Annotated in this window: 19 protein-coding genes; 12 read left to right on the top strand and 7 right to left on the bottom strand. The window is 62.2% G+C overall.

The features are described from left to right. Positions 1-31 precede the first annotated feature (31 nt). Positions 32-946 (top strand): LysR family transcriptional regulator, encoded by a 915-nt coding sequence (locus AC3WRD_RS10905; RefSeq protein WP_007958716.1) that lies wholly within the window; start codon positions 32-34, stop codon positions 944-946. Between the two features lie 3 nt (positions 947-949). Here AC3WRD_RS10905 and hrpB read toward each other — a convergent pair whose 3' ends face one another. Next, a complete protein-coding gene (gene hrpB, locus AC3WRD_RS10900; RefSeq protein WP_102620836.1) occupies positions 950-3,469 on the bottom strand; it encodes an ATP-dependent helicase HrpB in 2,520 nt (839 codons plus the stop codon). A 361-nt stretch (positions 3,470-3,830) separates the two neighbouring features. On the opposite strand from hrpB, the gene AC3WRD_RS10895 reads away from it, so the two are divergent. Together AC3WRD_RS10895 and AC3WRD_RS10890 are read left to right on the top strand one after the other, a co-directional pair. Continuing rightward, on the top strand, positions 3,831-4,250 hold the full coding sequence (locus tag AC3WRD_RS10895; protein WP_102620837.1) for a polyribonucleotide nucleotidyltransferase: 420 nt from the start codon (positions 3,831-3,833) through the stop codon (positions 4,248-4,250). A gap of 15 nt (positions 4,251-4,265) precedes the next feature. Continuing rightward, positions 4,266-5,162: a cation diffusion facilitator family transporter gene (locus tag AC3WRD_RS10890; RefSeq protein ID WP_096820806.1), complete on the top strand. Its 897-nt coding sequence runs from the start codon at positions 4,266-4,268 to the stop codon at positions 5,160-5,162. Here the strand turns inward: AC3WRD_RS10890 and AC3WRD_RS10885 are convergent. After that, on the bottom strand, positions 5,156-6,175 hold the full coding sequence (locus tag AC3WRD_RS10885; RefSeq protein WP_102620838.1) for a DUF6515 family protein: 1,020 nt from the start codon (positions 6,173-6,175) through the stop codon (positions 5,156-5,158). The two genes, AC3WRD_RS10890 and AC3WRD_RS10885, sit on opposite strands and share 7 nt — an antisense overlap. 454 nt (positions 6,176-6,629) lie before the next feature. On the opposite strand from AC3WRD_RS10885, the gene AC3WRD_RS10880 reads away from it, so the two are divergent. Both AC3WRD_RS10880 and AC3WRD_RS10875 read left to right on the top strand, forming a co-directional pair. Continuing rightward, positions 6,630-7,109 (top strand): Lrp/AsnC family transcriptional regulator, encoded by a 480-nt coding sequence (locus tag AC3WRD_RS10880; RefSeq protein WP_007909658.1) that lies wholly within the window; start codon positions 6,630-6,632, stop codon positions 7,107-7,109. Positions 7,110-7,215: 106 nt separating this feature from the next. Further along, positions 7,216-7,425 carry a DUF2788 domain-containing protein gene (locus tag AC3WRD_RS10875; protein ID WP_003228500.1) on the top strand — a complete coding sequence of 70 codons (210 nt, stop codon included), beginning with the start codon at positions 7,216-7,218 and terminating at the stop codon, positions 7,423-7,425. Here the strand turns inward: AC3WRD_RS10875 and AC3WRD_RS10870 are convergent. From AC3WRD_RS10870 to AC3WRD_RS10855, 4 genes are all read right to left on the bottom strand, one after another. Next, complete coding sequence (locus AC3WRD_RS10870; RefSeq protein WP_102620839.1) at positions 7,420-8,055, bottom strand: pseudouridine synthase; 636 nt, start codon at positions 8,053-8,055, stop codon at positions 7,420-7,422. The genes AC3WRD_RS10875 and AC3WRD_RS10870 overlap by 6 nt on opposite strands. 72 nt (positions 8,056-8,127) lie before the next feature. Beyond that, positions 8,128-9,627, bottom strand: coding sequence for an AMP nucleosidase (gene amn / locus AC3WRD_RS10865; protein ID WP_173861355.1), 1,500 nt, complete (start codon positions 9,625-9,627; stop codon positions 8,128-8,130). Positions 9,628-9,686: 59 nt separating this feature from the next. Next, positions 9,687-11,336, bottom strand: coding sequence for an acyl-CoA dehydrogenase family protein (locus AC3WRD_RS10860; protein ID WP_102620840.1), 1,650 nt, complete (start codon positions 11,334-11,336; stop codon positions 9,687-9,689). Between the two features lie 95 nt (positions 11,337-11,431). Then, positions 11,432-13,780, bottom strand: a complete 2,349-nt coding sequence (locus AC3WRD_RS10855; RefSeq protein WP_102620841.1) for a hybrid sensor histidine kinase/response regulator — start codon at positions 13,778-13,780, stop codon at positions 11,432-11,434. 304 nt (positions 13,781-14,084) lie between these two features. Between AC3WRD_RS10855 and AC3WRD_RS10850 the strand changes: the two genes are divergently transcribed. From AC3WRD_RS10850 to AC3WRD_RS10835, 4 genes are all read left to right on the top strand, one after another. Next, the gene (locus AC3WRD_RS10850) at positions 14,085-14,882 is read left to right on the top strand and encodes a hydroxymethylpyrimidine/phosphomethylpyrimidine kinase (protein ID WP_039771996.1); all 798 of its coding nucleotides are present in this window, start codon (positions 14,085-14,087) and stop codon (positions 14,880-14,882) included. An 18-nt stretch (positions 14,883-14,900) separates the two neighbouring features. Beyond that, on the top strand, positions 14,901-15,524 hold the full coding sequence (thiE, locus tag AC3WRD_RS10845; protein ID WP_102620842.1) for a thiamine phosphate synthase: 624 nt from the start codon (positions 14,901-14,903) through the stop codon (positions 15,522-15,524). A gap of 18 nt (positions 15,525-15,542) precedes the next feature. Further along, positions 15,543-16,826: a glutamate-1-semialdehyde 2,1-aminomutase gene (gene hemL / locus AC3WRD_RS10840; protein ID WP_102620843.1), complete on the top strand. Its 1,284-nt coding sequence runs from the start codon at positions 15,543-15,545 to the stop codon at positions 16,824-16,826. 225 nt (positions 16,827-17,051) lie between these two features. Continuing rightward, positions 17,052-17,606 (top strand): tetratricopeptide repeat protein, encoded by a 555-nt coding sequence (locus AC3WRD_RS10835; protein ID WP_096820799.1) that lies wholly within the window; start codon positions 17,052-17,054, stop codon positions 17,604-17,606. 18 nt (positions 17,607-17,624) lie between these two features. Here AC3WRD_RS10835 and AC3WRD_RS10830 read toward each other — a convergent pair whose 3' ends face one another. Beyond that, positions 17,625-17,954, bottom strand: coding sequence for a DUF1820 family protein (locus AC3WRD_RS10830; protein WP_077045543.1), 330 nt, complete (start codon positions 17,952-17,954; stop codon positions 17,625-17,627). 134 nt (positions 17,955-18,088) lie between these two features. Here AC3WRD_RS10830 and miaB point away from each other — a divergent pair, with 134 nt between their 5' ends. From miaB to ybeY, 3 genes are all read left to right on the top strand, one after another. Continuing rightward, positions 18,089-19,417: a tRNA (N6-isopentenyl adenosine(37)-C2)-methylthiotransferase MiaB gene (miaB, locus tag AC3WRD_RS10825; RefSeq protein WP_015096961.1), complete on the top strand. Its 1,329-nt coding sequence runs from the start codon at positions 18,089-18,091 to the stop codon at positions 19,415-19,417. A gap of 123 nt (positions 19,418-19,540) precedes the next feature. Next, positions 19,541-20,545 (top strand): PhoH family protein, encoded by a 1,005-nt coding sequence (locus tag AC3WRD_RS10820; protein WP_096820798.1) that lies wholly within the window; start codon positions 19,541-19,543, stop codon positions 20,543-20,545. Further along, positions 20,538-21,032, top strand: coding sequence for an rRNA maturation RNase YbeY (gene ybeY / locus AC3WRD_RS10815; RefSeq protein ID WP_102620844.1), 495 nt, complete (start codon positions 20,538-20,540; stop codon positions 21,030-21,032). The genes AC3WRD_RS10820 and ybeY overlap by 8 nt, the downstream gene beginning before the upstream one ends. Positions 21,033-21,034 lie beyond the last annotated feature (2 nt).

Raw genomic sequence — 21,034 nt, 5'->3', positions numbered from 1 at the left:
GATGTGGAATCCGTTCGCTTTGAGGTTCACCGTGGCCGCTTACAACCTGCGTCAGTTGAAATACTTCATCACCACCGTCGAATGCGGCAGCGTCGCCGAAGCCTCGCGCAAGCTGTACATCGCGCAACCGGCGATTTCCACGGCGATCAAGGGGCTGGAAGACAGCTTCGGCGTGCAACTGTTGATCCGCCATCACGCTCAGGGCGTGTCCCTGACGCCGAGCGGCGCGCGGTTCTTCCGCAAGGCCCAGGAACTGCTGCGCATGGCCAAGGAGTTCGAACAGAACGCCCTCGCCGACAACGACGTGGTGGCCGGGCAGATCGATATCGGCTGTTTCGAAACCGTCGCGCCGCTGTACTTGCCACAACTGATTGCCGGCTTCTCGGCGCTGTATCCGGGGGTGAAGATCCGCATCCGCGACGGCGAACAACAGGAACTGGTGCAAGGCCTGACCTCGGGCACCTTCGACCTCGCGATCCTGTACAAGCACGACCTCGACGCCACCATCGAAACCGAACCCTTGATGCCGGCCCAGCGGCCTTACGCCTTGCTGCCGGCAGATCATCGCTTCGCCCAGCTCAAGCAGGTTTCGCTGCGGGACTTGTGCCTGGAGCCGATGATCCTGCTCGACGTACAACCGAGCCGCACCTACTTCGTCAGCCTGTTCGAAGAGCTCGGGCTTTCGCCGCGCATCGAGTTCAGCTCGCCGTCGATCGAAATGGTGCGCGGCATGGTCGGCCAGGGTTTCGGCTTCTCGATCCTGGTCACCCGCCCGCACTCGGAATGCACCTACGACGGCAAGAAAGTCGTGTGCGTGGACATCGTCGAAGACGTCACCGGTTCAGGGCTGGTAGCGGCGTGGCTCAAGCGCGGACAACTGACCAAACCTGCGCAGTTGTTTGCCGATTATTGCCGGGAACAATTGACCGCCAAGGCCAGTCGCTGAACCTCACGTACCGCGCGGTTTGGCCCGCGCAGTGGCTTCAGCCACCAGCGGATCATCCGGCCAGTAATGCTTCGGATACCGCCCCTTCAAATCCCTCTTCACTTCCGCATAGGTGCTGCGCCAGAAGTTGGCCAGATCCTGCGTCACCTGCACCGGCCGCCGTGCTGGCGATAGAAGATGCAACTTGACCACTTGCCGCCCGCCGGCAATGCGCGGTGTGTCGGCGAGGCCGAACAACTCCTGCAAACGCACGGCGAGAATCGGTGGCTGCTCGCTGTAGTCGAGGCGAATCGACGAGCCCGACGGCACGCTCAGGTGATGCGGTGCCTGTTCGTCAAGTTGTTGCGGCAGTGGCCACGGCAGCAGATTGCGCACGATGCTCGACAGGTCGAGGTTGGCGAAATGGCTGAGCCGCGAGACCTTGCCCAGATAAGGCATCAGCCAGTCTTCAAGGGTTTTCAGTAGTGTGGCGTCGCTGACGTCCGGCCATTGGCTGTCGCCCTTGGTGTCCAGATCGAGCTGGCGCAGCAACGCGACTCGCGCCTGCCATTGGCGCAGCTCCGGGGTCCACGGCAGCAGTTCCAGACCCTTGCGCCGCACCAGATTGACCAGTGCCTGACTGCGGGCGTTTTCGTCGAGACCGGTCAGCGGTTCGCGGCTGAGGATCAGTTCGCCAACCTTGCGCTGACGCTCAGCACGCAGCACGCCCTCGCGTTCGTCCCAGTCCAGTTGATCGACGTTGTGTACCTGTTCGGCCAGCACCGAATCGAACAGCGCCGGATCAAAATCCGCCGCCAGATAAATCCGTTCCTCGCGTTGCCCCTGACGGCTGCCCAAGTCGGCAATGACGATCCACGGTTCTTTCATCAGGCTGTCGGCTTCGGCGAACAACGCCGCACGGCCGTTGGCCAGTCGATATTCGGCACCACCGGCGCGCCGCTGCTGGGCGACGCGGTCCGGGTAGGCCAGCGCCAGCAAGGCGCCGAGCCAGCGCGGGTGATCCGGGTCGGCGACCGGTTCACTCGCCTTACCGCGCAGATAACCACGATATTGCCGCGCCAGTTGCCGGGCGCGCTGCACGCCGCCCTGAGCACCGCGCGCCGCACGTTCTTCGCCGGACAGCAGCACCAGACGACTGTGCAGATCCGCCCCGGCGCCGCGCAAGATATCCCGCTCGCCGAGCAACGCAGCGACGTCGCACGCCATGGTCGCCAGCCCCAACGCCTGACCGCGTAGCAATAAATGCGCGATGCGCGGATGCGCCGGCAGTTCGGCCATGGCCTGACCGTGACGGTTGAGAGTTTCGCCGTCCAGCGCACCGAGGCGCTGCAACAAATCCTGCGCCTGTGCATAAGCGGCCGCTGGCGGTACGTCCAGCCAGATCAGATCACTCGGCGCCACGCCCCAACGCCCGAGTTGCAAAGCGAGACCGGCGAGATCCGCCGAAAGAATTTCCGCACTGCCATAAGCCGCCAGTTGCTCATGCTGATCCTGCGACCACAGGCGATAACACACGCCCGGTTCCAGACGCCCGGCCCGGCCCGCGCGCTGAGTGGCGCTGGCCCTGGAGATGCGTTGGGTGTCGAGGCGGGTCATGCCGCTGCCCGGATCGAAACGCGGCACTCGCGCCAGCCCGGCGTCGATCACCACGCGCACACCGTTGATGGTCAGGCTGGTCTCGGCGATGTTGGTGGCCAGCACCACTTTGCGCTGGCCAGCCGGGGCCGGGTCGATGGCGGCACGCTGGGCGTTCAGGTCGAGTTCGCCGTGCAACGGGCAGAGCAACACGTCGCTGCGCTCACCGATGGCGTCCGCCAATTGCTGATGAACACGCCGGATTTCCGCCTGCCCCGGCAGGAACACCAACAGGCTGCCGGTTTCGTCGTGCAGGGCTTCGAGCACCGTTTGTGTGACGCGTTGATCGATGTATTCGCCGGGCTGGAACGGCCGGCCCCAGCGCATCGTCACCGGGAACATCCGGCCCTCGCTGCGCAGGATCGGTGCGTCGTCGAGCAAGCCGGCCAGACGCTCGCCTTCGAGGGTGGCGGACATCAGCAGAATCTTCAGCGGTTGTTCAGCTCGAAACAGTTCGCGACCGTTCAGACTGAGCGCCAGCGCCAGATCGGCGTCGAGGCTGCGTTCGTGGAATTCGTCGAAGATCAGCAGACCCACGCCTTCCAGCGCCGGGTCGTCCTGCAAGCGCCGGGTGAGAATGCCTTCGGTGACCACGTCGATGCGCGTATTGGGGCCGACCTTGCTGTCGAGACGGATGCGATAACCGACGGTTTCACCGACCTTCTCGCCCAGCTCGCTGGCCAGCCGTTCTGCGGCTGCGCGCGCGGCCAACCGACGGGGTTCGAGCATGAGAATGGTCTGCCCGTTCAACCACGCTTCATCGAGCAGGGCCAAGGGCACGCGGGTGGTTTTACCAGCACCGGGCGGTGCTTCGAGCACGGCTTCGTGGCGTGTCGCGAGGGCTTCACGCAGGGCGGGTAAAACTTCATCGATTGGCAACGAATTCATACTGGCTCCCCAGGGCGTGCCCACAGTAAATTGCGAGTCGCGTTAAAGCTGTGAGCGTGCCAGGCAAGGCGCGGGACGCAGGTAAGGGTCGTTTCCTTACCAAGTCCCGCAACGCAGCATGGCGCGCTCACAGCTTTAGCCCGGAGGGCCGAACCCCGGAAGGATTCGGTAGCCATCACGCGATATGGATCTGGAGAAAACAACTTCAATCCTCAACGTATTTCGATAGGGGTGAGACGGGGCCGCAATTTACTGTGGGCATGCCCTGCCGGGCCGAGTATAACGGCGAACTGCTGAGCGTTCGTCAGGGTCTTAACTTCACACGATGACGCTTCGTTAATAGATGACTCAGGAGATTCCCATGCGCTTACCTTTTCGCCTGATCGGCGGTGTACTGGTTGCCACCCTGCTCACTCAGATCACCGCGTGCGGTTCGATTTTCTATCCCGACCGGCGCGGCCAGATCGACGGCAAGATCGACCCGGCGATTGCCGTGCTCGATGCCGTGGGCCTGTTGTTCTATATCCTTCCGGGCGTGATCGCGTTTGCCGTGGACTTCACCACCGGCGCGATCTATTTCGAACCGGGCCACACGGCGCAGGTCGATCCGGCCAAGCTCAAGCAAGCCATCGGCCCGGACGGCCAGGTCGATAACCTCAAGTTGCAGGCTATTCTCGAAACAGAACTCGGCCGCAATCTGCCGCTGGACGACCCACGGCTGATCCAGCACAAGGGCAGCACCCAGCAACTGGCGATGTTCGGCCTGCAACCTGCCGCATAAGGAATCAACGCCCCCATGACCTCCAGCCCCGAACACGCCCGCCTGCTGAGGCTGGCGACCCGCGCCTCGGTGGCGGTGGCCTGTACGCTGATCATCGCCAAAGCCATCGCCTGGTGGCTGAGCGGTTCGGTGAGCATGCTCGCCGGCCTCACCGATTCGGCCCTCGATGGCGTCACCTCGCTGCTCAATCTGCTGGCGGTGCATTACGCGCTGCGGCCGGCGGATGACGATCACCGTTATGGTCACGGCAAGGCCGAGTCCCTGGCGGGCATGGCACAGGCGCTGTTCATTGGCGGCAGTGCGGTGCTGATCGCGTTTCAGGCTTATGAGCGCTTGAACAATCCGGAGCCGCTCGGCGCGCCTTGGCTGAGCATCGGGGTGATCGTGTTTTCCCTGCTGCTGACGGCGGCGCTGTTGATGCTGCAGCACCGGGTGATCAAGCAGACCGGCTCCAACGCGGTGCGAGCGGACTCGCTGCATTACCGTTCGGACATGTTGCTCAACGGCAGCATTCTGATCGCGCTGGTGTTGGCCGGATTGGGTTTCGCTCAACTGGATGCGTGGTTCGGCCTGGGGATTGCGGCGTACATTCTTTGGAGCGCGATCCAGATCGCCCGGGAAAGTTTTTCGGTGCTGATGGATGAAGAACTGCCGGTGGATGTCAGTCAGCACATGCTCGAACTGGCGTGCGGCGTGCCGGGCGTTTTGGGCGCACATGATCTGCGCACACGAATTTCCGGCAATCACTGGTTCGTGCAGTTGCACCTGGAATTGCCGGGGGATCTGACGCTGTCAGTCGCCCATGGCATCAGCGATCAGGCGGCGGATGCGATTCATGCCGCCTACCCACGGGCCGAAGTGCTGGTGCACGCCGACCCGCAGGAAGTGGTCAAGGCCGCCAGGGCTCAATAACTGACCTGATAACCGCGACTGCTCAGGCAATTGCCCTGGGCCTGGCGGTAGGCCTGCACCACTTCGGGTGCGGGCTGGTAGGTCGCGGTGCGCGGATCGAAACCGCTTTGCTGCACCGCGTACTGATAGCACTGGTAGCCATCCTGCTGGACTTGCTCCGGCGACTGGCCGTTGGCGGGATACGCTTCGACGTCATAGCCGTTGCTCGCCGGTTGCGGAGGTTGCTGCACCGGTGGCTCGACCACCACGTAATCCTGCGTCGCTTCTTGGTAGGCGTAGTACGAGCCTGCCGCCAGGAACAACAGCGAACCGCCGATCCACACTTCACGCGCGTAATCCGGCAGGTACTGGATACGAATACCGCGTGGCGGCTGAACCACGATGTAGCGCGGGCCTTGCGGGCGATACCAGTAACCGCCGGAGTAGAAGTAATCCTGGCCACGATATGGCACGCGGAAGTCACGATCCGGGAAACGGTCGATCACATGGCCCGGCCGGTATTGCGGGCCGGGGCCCCAGCCGTTGCCATGCCCGTCCGGACGACCCGGCCAGCGGTTGTCGTTGGGACGATTGCCGGTCTGCCAGTTCTGGTGGTAACCATTCTGTGGACGCTCATCGCGGTAATAGCCCTGACGCGGTTCCTGAGTCTGGCGCACGGTGTCGGGGCGTGGCTGGATCGGCAGGCTGTTGGCCGGCAGTTGTGGCGGCGGTGGCGGCTGGCGAACCGGATTGGGATTGTAGGCCGGACGGTTCTGGTCGTGGTTCTGCCACTGCCCATTGTTGTGCTGCTGACCGTTGTGCTCGAACTGGCGGCTGTTGTCGCCGCGAATGATTTCGTTGTTCTGCGGGCGCGGCTGATTGTTGCCGCCGTGGCCCTGATTGTTTTCCTGGTGTTCCCGTTCGCGTCCGCCATTTTCAGGGCCGCGATTCTGCGGCTCATCGGCCAGCGCTTGCGCACAGACACTCACACACAGCACACCAACACTGGCCAGACGCCAGATACGCGACTTCATGAAATTCCTCACTGCGGGCTGGACCCTGTAATTAAGAGGGTTTGTAGCTAAGACCGGGAATGGGCACACCGGGTTCTGCTACAGGTTATCAGTCACGCCATTTATTTATTGAGCGAGCGAGGCCAAATTGCGGGCAAGAAAAAAGGGAGACCCGTCGGCCTCCCTTTTAGAGAACTTCGTCCTGGCTCGACGCTTTTGACGTCGGCTCACCTCACGCCGTCTTCTGGACAGTGTGCAGCTCGGGGGCCGGCACAACCCCGGTGGGGGTGGCGGCCGCGGCAGGCCGGATAGGGCGGGCCGCGTGGACTGTGTTACCGAGCAGTGATTCTGGTGATAAGAATAGGCCGGAGGCTGCGACAGATGATTGCGAAGATTGCTCAAATAAACATCACTTGCGCAATTTTTAACCCTGGATAGATAATCCGCCGCAATAGTTAGGACAAAGGACCGATTGATGAGCAAACTCGACCGTTACGACCTCAGCATTTTGGCGGAATTGCAGCGCGACGCCCGCATCTCCAACCAGGAACTGGCCGAGCGCATCGGTCTGTCGCCCTCCCCGTGCTCGCGCCGGGTCAAGCAACTGGAGGACGACGGCTACATTTCGCGTCAGGTGGCCCTGCTCGATCGCAAGATGCTCGGCCTGAGCCTGACCGCCTACGTGCTGATCGGCATGGACCGGCACACGCCGGAGCGTTTCGAGAACTTCGAAGCAGCGATCCGCACCTTGCCGCAAGTGCTGGAATGCAGCCTGGTCACCGGGGTGGATGCCGACTATCAGCTGAAAGTGGTGGTGCCGGACATGGACCATTATCAGAAGCTGCTGCTGGGGCACCTGACCCGCATCGAAGGCGTGACCAGCGTGCGCTCGAGCTTTGTGCTCAATCAGGTGCTCAACAGCACCGAACTACCGCTGACTCATTTGCGTAGCTGAAATCGACGAATGACTGCGGCACACCGACGCAGGTCAATGCTGCGTCGTTCGCCGCTGGCGTATACTCCCGGCCGCCCTTTCAGCCGCACAGCGCCGGAGATGCCCGATGGATCCAGCAGTATTTGAAGAGTGGATGATGACCGGTCTGGTCAGCATCCTGATCATTTTCATGGGTTTCATCGTCTGGGATCTGGCGAAGAAGTCCAAGGCCGGGCGCTTCGGCTCGTTCATTCTGTTCTTCGTGCTGGGCCTCGGCGTGGCCGCGTTCATCATCAAGAGCGTGGTGATCGGTCTGATCGAATCCGGCGCTCTATAAGCGAGCCGGCACTTCTTTCCACTGGCCCTGGTCGAGCCCTTCGATCGTCCAGTCACCAATCCTGACCCGCACCAGCCGCAATGTCGGCAGCCCGACCGCCGCCGTCATCCGCCGCACCTGACGGTTGCGGCCTTCGCGAATCACCAGTTCCAGCCAGGTTGTCGGAATCGTTGCACGAAAGCGTACCGGCGGATTGCGCGGCCACAGTTCAGGCTCCTCCAGTTGCCGCGCTTCAGCGGGCAAGGTCATGCCGTCATTCAGTTCGACGCCGTCACGCAGACGCTGCAACTGCTCGGCCGTCGGCACACCTTCGACCTGCACCCAATAGGTTTTCGCCAGCTTGTGCTTGGGGTCGGCGATCCGAGCCTGCAACTGACCGTCGTTGGTCAGCAGCAGCAAACCTTCGCTGTCGCGGTCCAGCCGCCCGGCCGGGTAGATGCCCGGAACGTCGATGTAATCCTTGAGCGTCGCCCGCCCTTCGCCGTCGCTGAATTGCGTCAGCACATCGAACGGTTTGTTGAACAGGATCAACTTCGGCTCGGCCGGTGGTGCCTTGGCGACACGACGCGGGGCTGAAGAGGACGGCTTCGCGCCGGGGCGGCGGGAAGATGGACGTGGGGGACGGGACATGGGCAAAACAACATCTGGCGATCTGGGCTGCTAATGCTAGTGCCCAGACCGCCAAATGACCACGACAAACCGTTAGCGGAACGGCGGCTCGTCGAAGCTGCGCAGTTTGCGCGAGTGCAGCGAGTTGAGTTCGGTGCGCAGCAGGTCCACCGCTTCGATACCGATCTTCAAGTGCTGGCTCACCGCGCGCTCGTAGAACGCGTTGGCCGAGCCCGGCAGCTTGATTTCGCTGTGCAGCGGCTTGTCCGACACACACAACAACGTGCCGTACGGCACCCGCAGGCGATAACCCTGGGCGGCGATGGTGCCGCTTTCCATGTCCACGGCCACGGCGCGGGACAGGTTGATCAGCGGTCGTTCCTGGGCCCAGCGCAATTCCCAGTTACGGTCGTCGTAGGTCAGCACGGTGCCGGTGCGCAGGCGTTTCTTCAGGTCGTCGCCCTTCTCGCCGGTGATGTTGGCAGCCGCTTGTTGTAACGCCAATTGCACCTCGGCCAGCGCCGGGATCGGAATGTTCGGCGGCACCACCCGGTCGAGAATCCCGTCGCGACGCATGTAAGCGTGGGCCAATACGTAGTCGCCGATGGTCTGCGACTGACGCAGGCCGCCGCAGTGACCGATCATCAGCCAGCAATGCGGACGCAGCACCGCCAGGTGGTCGGTGATGTTCTTGGCGTTGGACGGGCCGACGCCGATGTTCACCAGGGTCACGCCGTGGCCATCGCTGGCGATCAGGTGATAGGCCGGCATCTGATAGCGGTGCCAGACCACACCGGCCGCAATGGCCGAGGCTTCGCCGTGGTCCATGCCCTTTTCGATGATCACGTTGCCCGGCAACACCATGCGCACGAAACGCGGGTCGCGGCGCAATTGCTCCAGGCCATGAAGGATGAACTGATCGACATAGCGGTGGTAGTTGGTCAGCAGGATCCACGGCTGCACATGGCGCCAGTCGCTGCCGGTGTAGTGCACCAGGCGACGCAGCGAGAAGTCGACGCGCGCCGCATCGAACAATGCCAGCGGCAGCGGATCGGTGTTTTCCCAGTCGTAGAGACCGTCGGCGATACCGTCGGTGGCAGCAGACAGGTCGGTACTCGGGAACACCCGCGCCAGCACGGCGGCGGTGACGCCGGAGCCGGCCAGTTCATCGCCCTGCTCGACCACGTACGGATATGGAATGTTCTGTGCGCTGACCCCGACTTCCACGGTCACCGTGAAGTCGTGCATCAGCGGCGTGAGCTGCTCCAGCAGGTATTTGCGAAACGCCGCCGGGTGGGTGACGGTCACGCTGTAGGTGCCCGGCAACTGCACCTTGGCGTAAGCGCGGGTGGTTTGCGGGACTTCGCCCTGGCAGTGGTAGGTCAGACGCAGTTCGGGATAACGGAACAGGGCACGTTGCTCGGCGTCGGGCTCGACGCGATCCTTGAGATAACGCTTGAGCGCCGAGTTCAGCGCCGTGGTGGCCCGCTCATGCAGCTCGGCCAGACGATCCACGGCTTGTTCGGCGGTTTGAACGACAATAAACGCTTCGGTCACGATCAGCTTCCTGTGTTCTGACTTGCAGAGCTTCATCTTGCCTGCATCGTGGCGTCACGGAAACAGTGGCGTAATGGCTTTGTCGCAATCGCCCTTCAGAAACCTTGCGGTGTCGAGCGGGCGACGATGGACTCGACATCCAGCCCACGGGGCAAGGCACCGTAGACCCGGCCGCCACCGCTCAGACGACTGGCGATAAACGCATCGCTGACCGCCGAGTTCCCGGCCTCCAGCAACAGCTTCGCTTGCAGCCCCAGGGCAATGTCTTCGGTCAATTGCCGCGCACGGTACTGAATGTCGCCGGTGTCCTTGAACGACGCCTGCAATTGCTGGATATGCGCGGCCAGCCGTTTGTCGCCATGGCCGTCGCCCAGCTCGTTGAACAGCACATCGAGCACGCCCGGCTCCTTCGACAGTGCACGCAACACATCGAGGCATTGCACGTTGCCGGAGCCTTCCCATGTCGAGTTCACCGGCGCTTCGCGGTACAGGCGCGGCAGAATGCTGTCTTCGACATACCCGGCGCCGCCCATGCATTCGGCGGCTTCATTGATCATGGCCGGCGCGCGTTTGCAGATCCAGTATTTGCCCACCGCCGTCACCAGTCGGGCGAACTGCGCTTCGTGGCGATCGTTCAGATGATCCAGCGCCTTGCCCATGCGCAGACTCAGGGCCAGCGCGGCTTCGCTTTCCAGCGCCAGATCGGCCAGCACGTTCTGCATCAGCGGTTGTTCGCTGAGCAGCTTGCCGCCGACCTTGCGATGGGCGCAGTGATGGCTGGCCTGGGTCAGGGCCTGACGCATCAGCGAGCTGGAGCCGACCATGCAATCGAAACGGGTCATGGCCACCATCTCGATGATGGTCGGCACCCCGCGCCCTTCTTCACCGACCATCCACGCCAGCGCGCCACGGAACTCCACTTCGCTGGAGGCGTTGGACTGGTTGCCGAGTTTGTTTTTCAGGCGCTGGATATAGAACTGATTGCGCGTATCGTCCGGACGATGGCGCGGCAGCAGGAAGCAGGTCAGGCCCTTGTCGGTCTGTGCCAGCGTGAGGAACGCATCGCACATCGGCGCCGAACAGAACCACTTGTGCCCCACCAGTTCATAAGCCTGGCCCGGGCCGCTGGCGCCGACCGGATAAGCCTTGGTGGTATTGGCGCGCACGTCGGTGCCGCCCTGTTTCTCGGTCATCGCCATGCCGATGGTGACGCCCGCCTTGTGGGCCATGCCGACATTGCGCGGATCGTATTCGGTGGCGAGGATTTTCGGCAGCCACTGTTCGGCCAGATCCGGCTGCAAACGCAGCGCGGGAACACTGGCGAAGGTCATGGTCAACGGGCAACCGCTGCCGGCCTCGGCCTGGCTATGCAGATAGCTCATGGAGGCGCGGGCAACGTGGGCGCCGTCCTGTGGATGAGCCCAGGGCAACGACGTCAGGCCATGTTCGATGGCGGTGCGCATCAGCTCGTGATACGCCGGATGAAATTCCACCAGATCGACGCGATGACCGTAGCGGTCATGGCTGGCGAACACCGGTTTGTTCTGGTTGGCGAGGAACCCGGCCTCCATCAGCGGCCCGCCGGCCAACGCGCCGTAGGCATCGATCCGCGACTCGGCCCAGCCGGCGCCGAACCGCCGCGACCACTCCTGCAACGGCAGGTCGATGCGGTACAGGTTGGTGCCGTCCAGCGACGGTGGCTGGTTGGTGACTTCGTGGGTTTCGGCGAACTGATGCAGGTTCATGACGGGGCTCCTTGATCGGCCAGAGCTTCAGTTAAGCACCGCCCCCGAACCGATCAAAGTGTCATACCGGCCTAAATGCCGGCGCTTTCACCCTATCAACAACTCAACACGCGCCGTTGCATCGCAACCTGCAAGTCTTCAAATTTCACCGGTTTGCTCAGGTAATCGATCGAGCCGGCGGATGCGCAATGCTCTCGATCCGCCCCCAGCGCGATCACGAACACCGGCAGGTTGGCGCAGCCCGGCAGGTCATGGATCTGGCAGCACAACGATGCGCCATCAAGCGGTGGCAGTTGGCAATCGATCAGCACCGCATCGAACGCTTCACGCTGCAAATATTCGAGCGCCGCGGCACCATGGTCGGCAGTGCGCACGCGGAAACCGAGCTTGAGCAGCATGCCGCGCATCACCAACTGATTGACGCTGTTGTCGTCCACCAGCAACACGGTGCAGTCCTGCGGTGCGCGCACGGCATCGCGAACGAGCGTCGGCGCCGCTTCAACCGCCGGCAACTCAAACTCGACATCCAGCTGAAAGCGACTGCCGCGCCCTGGCTCGGAACGGTGCGTGAGCTTGCCGCCGAGCAGTTCCACCAGTTGTCGGCAGATCGCCAGACCAACGCCCAGGCCGCCGTATTCGCGGGTCATCGAACCGTCGAGCTGGAAGAATCGCTGATACATCGTCGCCTCGCCCAGATCGGTGAAGCCGATGCCGGTGTCGATCACTGCAAAGGACAGCGCCAGACGATTGTCTGTCGACGGTTTGCCGGTAACCCGTAGTGCGAGGCCGCCGACGCGGGTGAACTTGATCGCGTTGTCCAGCAGGCATTCCAGGCATTGCGCGAGTTTGGCGCTGTCGCCCTGCAGACGATCCGGCAGAGTCGGCAGCACGTCGACCTTGAAGTCCAGCGACTTGCTCGAGGCGTTGCCATCGAACTGCACACGCAGCGCCTCGACCACGGCGCGCAGGCTGAAACTGCCCGGCGTCGCCTTGAGCTTGCCGGCCTGCAGTTCGGTCAGGGTCAGGATGCCGTTGACCATGCGCATCATGTCCCGCGCCGAACCGGCGGCGGTCTGCTGGTATTGCTCCAGCTCCGGGTCCAGTTCGACGGTCTGCATCAACTCGAGTGAACCGATCACACCGTTCATCGGCGTGCGCAGTTCGTGGGTCAGGGTCGCGAGGAATTCGTCCTTGAGCTTGTTGCTGTGGGCCAGTTGCTGGTTGAGCACTTCCAGCTTCTGGCCGGCGTCGAACAGGGTCTGCGCCTGTTGTTCGCGCATCGCATTGATGCGGTCGGCCAGCGCCAGCGACAGCAGCGCCACCTCGATGGCCGAGCCGATCTGGCTGGCGTACATGGTCAGGAACACGTTCGGCAGCAATCCCAGGACCATCATCGTGTTGACGATCCCGCCGAGCAGAAACGCCGACCAGGCGATGATGAAGTAGCGCGCCACTCGCAGGCCGCGCCACCAGGCGAGGATCCCGGCGGCGAAGATCACCACGGTAAAGGTCAGCGCCAGGGTCGTTGCCAGGCGCAGGGCCAGGGCATAACTGGTCATCAGCGACAGACCGATTACCAGTGCGCCGAAGGCAATCAGGGCGATCAACAAACGGTCGAGCCAGCGGCTGTGGTTCTTGGTCTGCAGGAAACTGCGGGCGAACTGGCTGCCGAACAGGCCTGCGCAACCGATGAAGAACGGCGTCGCAGCGTTGGCCCACCAGGGGTTGTCCGGCCAGAAATACTCGACCGCCGCGCCATTGACCGACAGCTGATACAGGCCGAACGAGCCGATATAGAAGATGTAATAGAGGTAACTGGTGTCGCGCACGCTGAGGTAGATGAACAGGTTGTAGACCAGCATCCCCAGCAGCACGCCATAAATCAGGCCCAGCACGTACAGGCGCACCGGCTGATCTTCGAGGTACGCGGTGCTCGACCACAACGTCACCGGCGCCTGGATCGAGCCTTCGCTGGACAGTCGCAAATAGACGGTCTGTTGCTGGTCCGGCCGGAACGTAAGGTTGAACAGGTAGTTGTTCTGCCGGATCTCGCGACTGGCGAACGGCAGCGCGTCCCCGGTCTGGCGCACCAGACGATAGTCACCGGCGGCATCGGGCAGATAGAGGTCGAGATGGTCGAGTGGCGGATAGGCCAGCTCCAGCAGCCAGGTACGCTGCGCTGCCGGATTGCTCGGGCGGTAATGCAGGTCGATTTTCAGCCAGAACGCCGAACGCGAGTAACCGGCATTGAGCGTGGCTTTATCGTGGGCCTTGAATTGTCCGGCAGCGGCTTGCGCGCGGACGTCGGCAATGCTCGCGTGACCGCTCGGGTCTTCGAACACTTGCAGGGATCGACCCAGCGGGAGGCTCTGGGTGAACTCGTCGAATTCGACGGCGTTTGCCAGGAGGGGCAAACAGAACAGCAACATCAACAAATAGCGCATTGAAGCCCCAGCGTGGCTTGTCCGGTTGTGTCAGGAAGCCCCCCATTCCCTTTGAGATGACGTAAAACCGGTATTACCTGTTATTGGTTTGGATCCACTCTAGCATAGCCGTTGATGGCCATTGAGCACCATGGAAATTTTTCCGACAAAGGCTCTAGAACGGGCGTTTCAGAGCAAAACACCGAGCTAGAGCTGTTGACTCGGTCAGATTGTGAGAACCCGTGTGGATCCGGATACCGAGGTTATCGGCCGAACGCTGTGCCACAACACCCGAAAAACAGGTTTGGTGGTAAGCTCGCGCACCATGAATATCTACAGCTCCCGCCCCGTTGTCCTCTGTCTCTCCGGCCACGACCCCAGTGGTGGCGCCGGCTTGCAGGCAGATATCGAAGCCCTGCTCGCTCAGGGTTGCCATGCGGCTCCGGCCGTCACCGCCCTGACCGTGCAAGACACCGTCAACGTCACTGACTTTCGCGTCCTCGACCGTGAGTGGGTACTGGCCCAGGCCAATGCCGTGCTCAACGATTCCGAAGTCGCGGCAGTGAAACTGGGCATGCTCGGTTCCCTGGAAATGGTCGACACCGTTGTCGAACTGCTTCAGGCGCACCCGCACTTGCCAGTGGTCTGCGACCCGGTGCTGCGCGCCGGCGGCGGCGGACGCCTGGGCAAGGACGAAGTCGGCTACGCCATGCGCGAACGCCTGCTGCCGCTGTCGATCATCGCCACTCCCAACCTTCCCGAAGCCCGGATCCTCGCCGAACTGCCAGAAGGCACCGCGGACGAGTGTGCTGAAAAACTCCTGCCGTTCATCAAGAACCTGCTGATCACCGGCGGTCACGGCGACGAAACCGAAATCCACAATCGCCTGTACAGCCGCGACGGCCTGCGCGAAACCTTCAAGTGCCAGCGTCTGCCCGGCAGCTACCATGGTTCCGGCTGCACGTTGGCCAGCACCCTCGCCGGCCGACTGGCACTGGGCGAAAACCTGGCCAGCGCCGTGCGTACCGCGCTGGATTACACCTGGCGCACCCTGCGCGATGCCGAACAACTGGGCAAAGGCCAGTTCGTACCGCGTCGTCTGCCGCTGGATTTCTGCTCGTAACGTCGTGAGGTCTGCCTGATGAAACTACGTGGCCTGTACGCCATTACCGACGGTCCATTGCTGGCCGGCAAGTTTCTGCCTTATGTGGAGGCGGCGCTGGAAGGCGGCGTCACGCTGCTGCAGTATCGCGACAAGAGCAGCGACGAAGCCCGGCGCTTGCGTGAGGCCGAAGCCCTGCGCGATCTGTGCGAACGCTACAAGACCCAGTTGATCATCAACGATGACGCCGAACTGGCCGCACGCCTGAACGTTGGCGTGCACCTGGGTCAGACCGACGGCCCGCTGTCGCCGACCCGCGCCCTGCTCGGTTCCAAGGCGATCATCGGTTCGACCTGCCACGCGCAGCTTGAACTGGCCGAACAGGCTGCCAAAGAAGGCGCGAGTTACGTCGCCTTCGGTCGCTTCTTCAATTCCAGCACCAAACCCGGTGCACCGAGTTGCAGCCTCGATCTGCTCGACGAGGCCAAACGCACCCTGCACCTGCCGATCTGCGCGATTGGCGGCATCACCCTCGACAACGCCGCGCCGCTGGTGGCCCACGGTGTCGATCTGCTGGCCGTGGTCCATGGCCTGTTCGGCGCTGACAGCACCGCCGAAGTGACCCGCCGCGCCCGTGCATTCAACGAATTGTTCAAATCCTGATTTTTTGAGAGCCCGATCATGTCTCGTTCCGAAACCCTGTTTGCCAACGCTCAGAAACACATTCCCGGTGGCGTGAACTCGCCGGTTCGCGCGTTCAAGAGCGTCGGCGGCACGCCGCTGTTCTTCAAGCACGCCGAAGGCGCCTACGTCACCGACGAAGACGACAAGCGTTATGTGGATTACGTCGGCTCCTGGGGCCCGATGATCCTCGGCCACAGCCACCCGGACGTGCTGGACGCCGTGCGTAACCAACTGCAGCACGGCCTGTCCTACGGCGCGCCGACCGCGATGGAAACCGAGATGGCCGACCTGGTCTGCTCGCTGGTGCCGTCGATGGAGATGGTGCGCATGGTCAGCTCCGGCACCGAAGCGACCATGAGCGCGATCCGTCTGGCCCGTGGTTTCACCGGCCGCGACAGCATCATCAAGTTCGAAGGCTGCTACCACGGTCACTCCGACAGCCTGCTGGTCAAGGCCGGTTCCGGCGCACTGACCCAAGGCGTGCCAAGCTCGGCCGGCGTACCGGCAGCGTTCGCCAAACACACCCTGACCCTGCCGTTCAACGACATCGACGCCGTTGAAAAAATGCTCGCCGACGTCGGCCAGGACGTCGCCTGCATCATCGTCGAGCCGGTTGCCGGCAACATGAACTGCGTGCCGCCGGCGCCGGGTTTTCTCGAAGGCCTGCGCAGCCTGTGCGACAAGCACGGCGTGGTGCTGATTTTCGACGAAGTGATGACCGGTTTCCGCGTGGCCCTCGGCGGTGCCCAGGCTTATTACGGTGTGACCCCGGACCTGACCACCTTCGGCAAGATCATCGGTGGCGGCATGCCGGTCGGCTGCTTCGGCGGCAAGCGTTCGATCATGGAGCGCATCGCGCCGCTGGGCCCGGTCTATCAGGCGGGCACCTTGTCGGGTAACCCGCTGGCGATGGCCGCCGGTCTGACCACCCTGCGCCTGATCAGCCGTCCAGGCTTCCACGCCGAGCTGACCGATTACACCACTCGCCTGCTCGACGGCCTGCAACAGCGCGCTGACGCGGCGGGCATTCCGTTCGTGACCACTCAGGCTGGCGGCATGTTCGGTCTGTACTTCAGCGGCGCTGACGACATTGTTACTTTCGAAGACGTGATGGCCAGCGATGCAGCGCTGTTCGGTCGATTCTTCCACCTGATGCTGGAAGGTGGCGTGTACCTGGCACCGAGCGCGTTCGAAGCCGGTTTCACCTCGATCGCCCACGGCGAAGCCGAGCTGAAACTGACCCTCGACGCTGCCGAGCGCGCGTTCGCCAAACTGAAGTAATGGCTTGATCGCTGACGTTGGCCATTGCCAGCGTCAGCTTTCACCTACATTCCAGCGCTTTCTCCGACGCTTCTGCCAAAAATATCCCGCAAACCGGGTGATATATTCCCCACACAGCAGAAAATCGAGTAAAGACTTTGTAAGGTTGGCCCTGCTTATTTCATAATGCGCGCTTATTGGATCCCTCGATGGGTCCGCGCGCCCTTCAGAGGTAAGTCGATTCTCATGAACCGCACCGGCCGCACCCTTGCCTTGGGCTGCCTGTTGCTCCTTCAGCCACTGCTCGCACATGCACAAGCAGGCGGCAACTCGTTGTTGATCCCGGCGATGGGTCGTTGCACCCTCAATACTCAGCCGCAAGATGTCACGCAGGCCCTCGCCGCCTGCCAAAAGGCATCGGATGAGGGGGATGCGCAAGCGCAATACGAGTTGGGTGAGTTCTACTACGACGGCAAGAATGCGCCGCGCGACCTCAATCAAGCCCTGAGCTATTTCGAAAAGGCCTCGCTGCAAGGCCACGCCCAGGCGCAATTCAAGCTCGGCACCATGTTCTTCCACGGTGAAGGCGTGCAGGCCAACAACATTCAGGCGTACATCGTGCTGAAGATGGCCGCGGTCAACGGCGCAGAAGATGCCCTGGACACCGCCGACGAAGTCGCCGAGAAAATGCCCCGCGAAGACCTGGAAACCGCCACCCAGGTGCTCGGGCAAATTTTCCGTAAATACCTGATGGAACTGCAGAGCGCTGACGGCCGTACGCCGTTCTCGCCGCTTCCGTAGTCCCTTCTCCCGCCCCGCCTACTTCTCGGGCATCGGCACCGGAAACGGCATCACATTGCCGACCGCACCGCGAGCTTCGCTGATTTTCGGCGTACCGAGACGTTCCACTTCGTCGATGCGCACGATCGAATGCATCGGCACAAAGCTGCGCACCACGCCTTCGAACTGTGCCTTGAGCTTCTCTTCACTCGGATCAACGACGACCTGGGTGCGCTCGCCAAAGACGAACTCTTCCACTTCCAGGAAACCCCACAGATCACTTTGATAGATCTGCTTGGCGTACATTTCGAACACCTGGCCCTGGTTGAGGAATATCACCTTATAGATTGGAGCTTCGCGTTTGGTCATGGCGGGCGGACAACACATCGGGGTAAAAATGAGGGCGCGAACTATAGCATAGCCGCCGGACGCGCAACGGTAGGAACCTGGGGACATGTTCCCTATAATGCGCGGTTCTTTGAACCACGTGACGACCCTATTCCATGGCCAAGAAGCTTTACATCGAAACCCACGGTTGCCAGATGAACGAGTACGACAGCTCGCGCATGGTCGATCTGCTGGGCGAACACCAGGCCCTGGAAGTCACGGCGCGAGCGGAAGACGCCGACGTGATTCTGCTCAACACCTGCTCGATCCGCGAACGCGCCCAGGACCGGGTGTACTCCCAGCTCGGTCGCTGGCGCGAACTGAAACTGGCCAACCCGGACATGGTGATCGCCGTCGGCGGTTGCGTGGCCAGCCAGGAAGGCGCGGCGATCCGTGATCGCGCCCCGTACGTCGACGTGGTCTTCGGCCCGCAGACCCTGCACCGTCTGCCGGAAATGATCGACGCCGCGCGCATCAGCAAGCTGCCGCAAGTGGACGTCTCGTTCCCGGAAATCGAAAAGTTCGACCACCTGCCCGAGCCGCGTATCGACGGCCCGAGCGCCTACGTGTCGGTGATGGAAGGCTGCAGCAAGTACTGCACGTTCTGCGTGGTGCCTTACACCCGCGGCGAAGAAGTCAGCCGGCCGTTCGACGACGTGATCGCCGAAATCATCCACCTGGCCGAGAACGGTGTGCGTGAAGTGACCCTGCTGGGGCAGAACGTCAACGGCTATCGCGGTCTGACCCACGACGGTCGCCTGGCGGACCTGGCGGAATTGATCCGTGTTGTCGCCGCTGTCGATGGCATCGACCGCATCCGCTACACCACCTCGCACCCGCTGGAATTCTCCGACAGCCTGATCCAGGCCCACGCCGACGTGCCGGAACTGGTCAAGCATCTGCACTTGCCGGTGCAGTCCGGTTCGGACCGGATCCTGGCGGCGATGAAGCGCAACCACACAGCGCTGGAGTACAAGTCCAAGCTGCGCAAACTGCGCGCCGCCGTACCGGGCATCTGCATCAGCTCGGACTTCATCGTCGGCTTCCCGGGGGAAACCGAGAAAGATTTCGAACAGACCATGAAGCTGATTGCCGACGTCGGTTTCGACTTTTCCTACTCCTTCGTCTACAGCCAGCGCCCGGGTACCCCGGCTGCCGACCTGGCCGACGACACCCCGGAAGAGCTGAAGAAAGAACGCCTGAACGCCTTGCAGCACCGTTTGAACCAGCAAGGTTTCGAGATCAGCCGACAAATGGTCGGTTCGATCCAGCGGATTCTGGTGACCGACTATTCGAAGAAAGACCCGGGCGAGCTGCAAGGGCGCACCGAGAATAATCGTATCGTCAACTTCCGCTGCGATAATCCGACCCTGATCGGCCAGTTCGCCGACGTGCACATCGATGCGGCACAACCGCACTCGCTGCGCGGCTCGCTGATCCAGTAACACCGCAAGGAGACCCCGCCAGACGGCTGAATCGGTGCCAGGCTTTTTAAGAGCTTTCGCACCCAGGCCACTGGCGTTATCCTTGATTTCATCCTAATTGCCCCAGGGCGGCTAAATACGACCTTGAACGCACCCATAGAACCTCATCGTTTTATCCTCGAGCCTTTTGAGGCTCGCCGCTTCGCCAATCTGTGCGGGCAGTTCGACGAGCACCTGCGCCTGATCGAACAGCGCCTGGCCATCGAGATCCGCAACCGCGGCAATCAGTTCGAGCTGATCGGCGAACCCAAGCTCACCACTTCTGCGGAAAACCTGATTCGCCGCCTGTACCGGGAAACCAAGGGTTCAGAGCTGTCGCCGGATACGGTTCACCTGTTCCTCCAGGAATCGTCCGTCGTCGAGCTGGACAACCACGCCCCCGCCGAAGCCTCCGTCGCCCTGCGCACCAAGAAAGGCATGATTCGCCCTCGCGGCTTGAATCAGCTGCGCTATGTGAAGGAAATCCTCGGCAACGACATCAACTTCGGCATCGGCCCGGCCGGTACCGGCAAGACCTACCTGGCCGTGGCCTGCGCCGTGGATGCCCTGGAACGCGAGCAGATCCGCCGCATTCTGCTGGTGCGTCCGGCGGTCGAAGCGGGTGAAAAACTCGGCTTCCTGCCCGGCGACCTGTCGCAAAAGATCGACCCGTACCTGCGCCCGCTCTACGACGCGCTCTACGAGATGCTCGGCTTTGAATACGTGGCCAAGCTGATCGAGCGTCAGGTGATCGAAGTCGCGCCGCTGGCCTACATGCGCGGTCGCACGCTGAACAACAGCTTCATCATTCTCGATGAGAGTCAGAACACCACGGTCGAGCAGATGAAGATGTTCCTGACCCGGATCGGCTTCGGCTCCACGGCGGTGATCACCGGTGACATCACCCAGGTCGACCTGCCGCGCGGCACCAAATCCGGACTTCATCACGTCATCGAAGTCCTGAAAGATGTGCCGGGTATCAGCTTCACCCACTTCCAGCCCAAAGACGTCGTGCGCCATCCGTTGGTGCAACGCATTGTCGAAGCCTACGAGCGCTTCGAAAATCGCGTGGCCGATGAAACACCGAAGGACAATCGCCACGATGCTTGAGCTTGACCTGCAAATCGCGACCGAAGCGTCTGCGCCGACCGAAGCCGAATTCCGCCAATGGTGCGAACTGGCCCTGCGCCAGCGCACCGCCGATTCGGAAATGACCATTCGTCTGGTCGACGAAGAAGAAGGCCGCGAACTGAATCACACCTGGCGCCACAAGGATTACGCGACCAACGTCCTGTCCTTTCCCGCCGAAGTGCCCGACGAGTTTCTCGACATTCCATTGCTGGGCGATCTGGTGATCTGCGTGGCCGTGGTTGAGCGTGAAGCCGCCGAACAGGGCAAGGCACTCAACGCCCACTGGGCACATCTGGTCATTCACGGCTGCTTGCATCTGCTTGGTTACGACCATATAGATGACGAGGAAGCCGAGGAAATGGAAGCACTGGAACGCGAGTTGCTTGCCGAACTGGGTTATCCCGATCCGTACGCGGACGACGAAACCGAAACATCCCCTATCGTTACAACAAAGGATTCAGAGTAATC

The sequence above is a fragment of the Pseudomonas sp. FW215-R2 genome (assembly GCF_058789255.1).
This window is presented reverse-complemented; position numbering and strand designations above follow the sequence as displayed.

Bases quoted from the DNA above. Each gene is read 5' to 3' on its own strand.
- thiE (WP_102620842.1), top strand. From the start codon at position 14,901: ATGAAACTACGTGGCCTGTACGCCATTACCGACGGTCCATTGCTGGCC.
- miaB (WP_015096961.1), top strand. From the start codon at position 18,089: ATGGCCAAGAAGCTTTACATCGAAACCCACGGTTGCCAGATGAACGAG.
- AC3WRD_RS10860 (WP_102620840.1), bottom strand. From the start codon at position 11,336: ATGAACCTGCATCAGTTCGCCGAAACCCACGAAGTCACCAACCAGCCA.
- AC3WRD_RS10830 (WP_077045543.1), bottom strand. From the start codon at position 17,954: ATGACCAAACGCGAAGCTCCAATCTATAAGGTGATATTCCTCAACCAG.
- AC3WRD_RS10855 (WP_102620841.1), bottom strand. From the start codon at position 13,780: ATGCGCTATTTGTTGATGTTGCTGTTCTGTTTGCCCCTCCTGGCAAAC.
- hemL (WP_102620843.1), top strand. From the start codon at position 15,543: ATGTCTCGTTCCGAAACCCTGTTTGCCAACGCTCAGAAACACATTCCC.
- AC3WRD_RS10870 (WP_102620839.1), bottom strand. From the start codon at position 8,055: ATGTCCCGTCCCCCACGTCCATCTTCCCGCCGCCCCGGCGCGAAGCCG.
- AC3WRD_RS10895 (WP_102620837.1), top strand. From the start codon at position 3,831: ATGCGCTTACCTTTTCGCCTGATCGGCGGTGTACTGGTTGCCACCCTG.
- ybeY (WP_102620844.1), top strand. From the start codon at position 20,538: ATGCTTGAGCTTGACCTGCAAATCGCGACCGAAGCGTCTGCGCCGACC.
- AC3WRD_RS10880 (WP_007909658.1), top strand. From the start codon at position 6,630: ATGAGCAAACTCGACCGTTACGACCTCAGCATTTTGGCGGAATTGCAG.
- amn (WP_173861355.1), bottom strand. From the start codon at position 9,627: ATGAAGCTCTGCAAGTCAGAACACAGGAAGCTGATCGTGACCGAAGCG.
- AC3WRD_RS10890 (WP_096820806.1), top strand. From the start codon at position 4,266: ATGACCTCCAGCCCCGAACACGCCCGCCTGCTGAGGCTGGCGACCCGC.
- AC3WRD_RS10850 (WP_039771996.1), top strand. From the start codon at position 14,085: ATGAATATCTACAGCTCCCGCCCCGTTGTCCTCTGTCTCTCCGGCCAC.
- AC3WRD_RS10885 (WP_102620838.1), bottom strand. From the start codon at position 6,175: ATGAAGTCGCGTATCTGGCGTCTGGCCAGTGTTGGTGTGCTGTGTGTG.
- hrpB (WP_102620836.1), bottom strand. From the start codon at position 3,469: ATGAATTCGTTGCCAATCGATGAAGTTTTACCCGCCCTGCGTGAAGCC.
- AC3WRD_RS10835 (WP_096820799.1), top strand. From the start codon at position 17,052: ATGAACCGCACCGGCCGCACCCTTGCCTTGGGCTGCCTGTTGCTCCTT.
- AC3WRD_RS10875 (WP_003228500.1), top strand. From the start codon at position 7,216: ATGGATCCAGCAGTATTTGAAGAGTGGATGATGACCGGTCTGGTCAGC.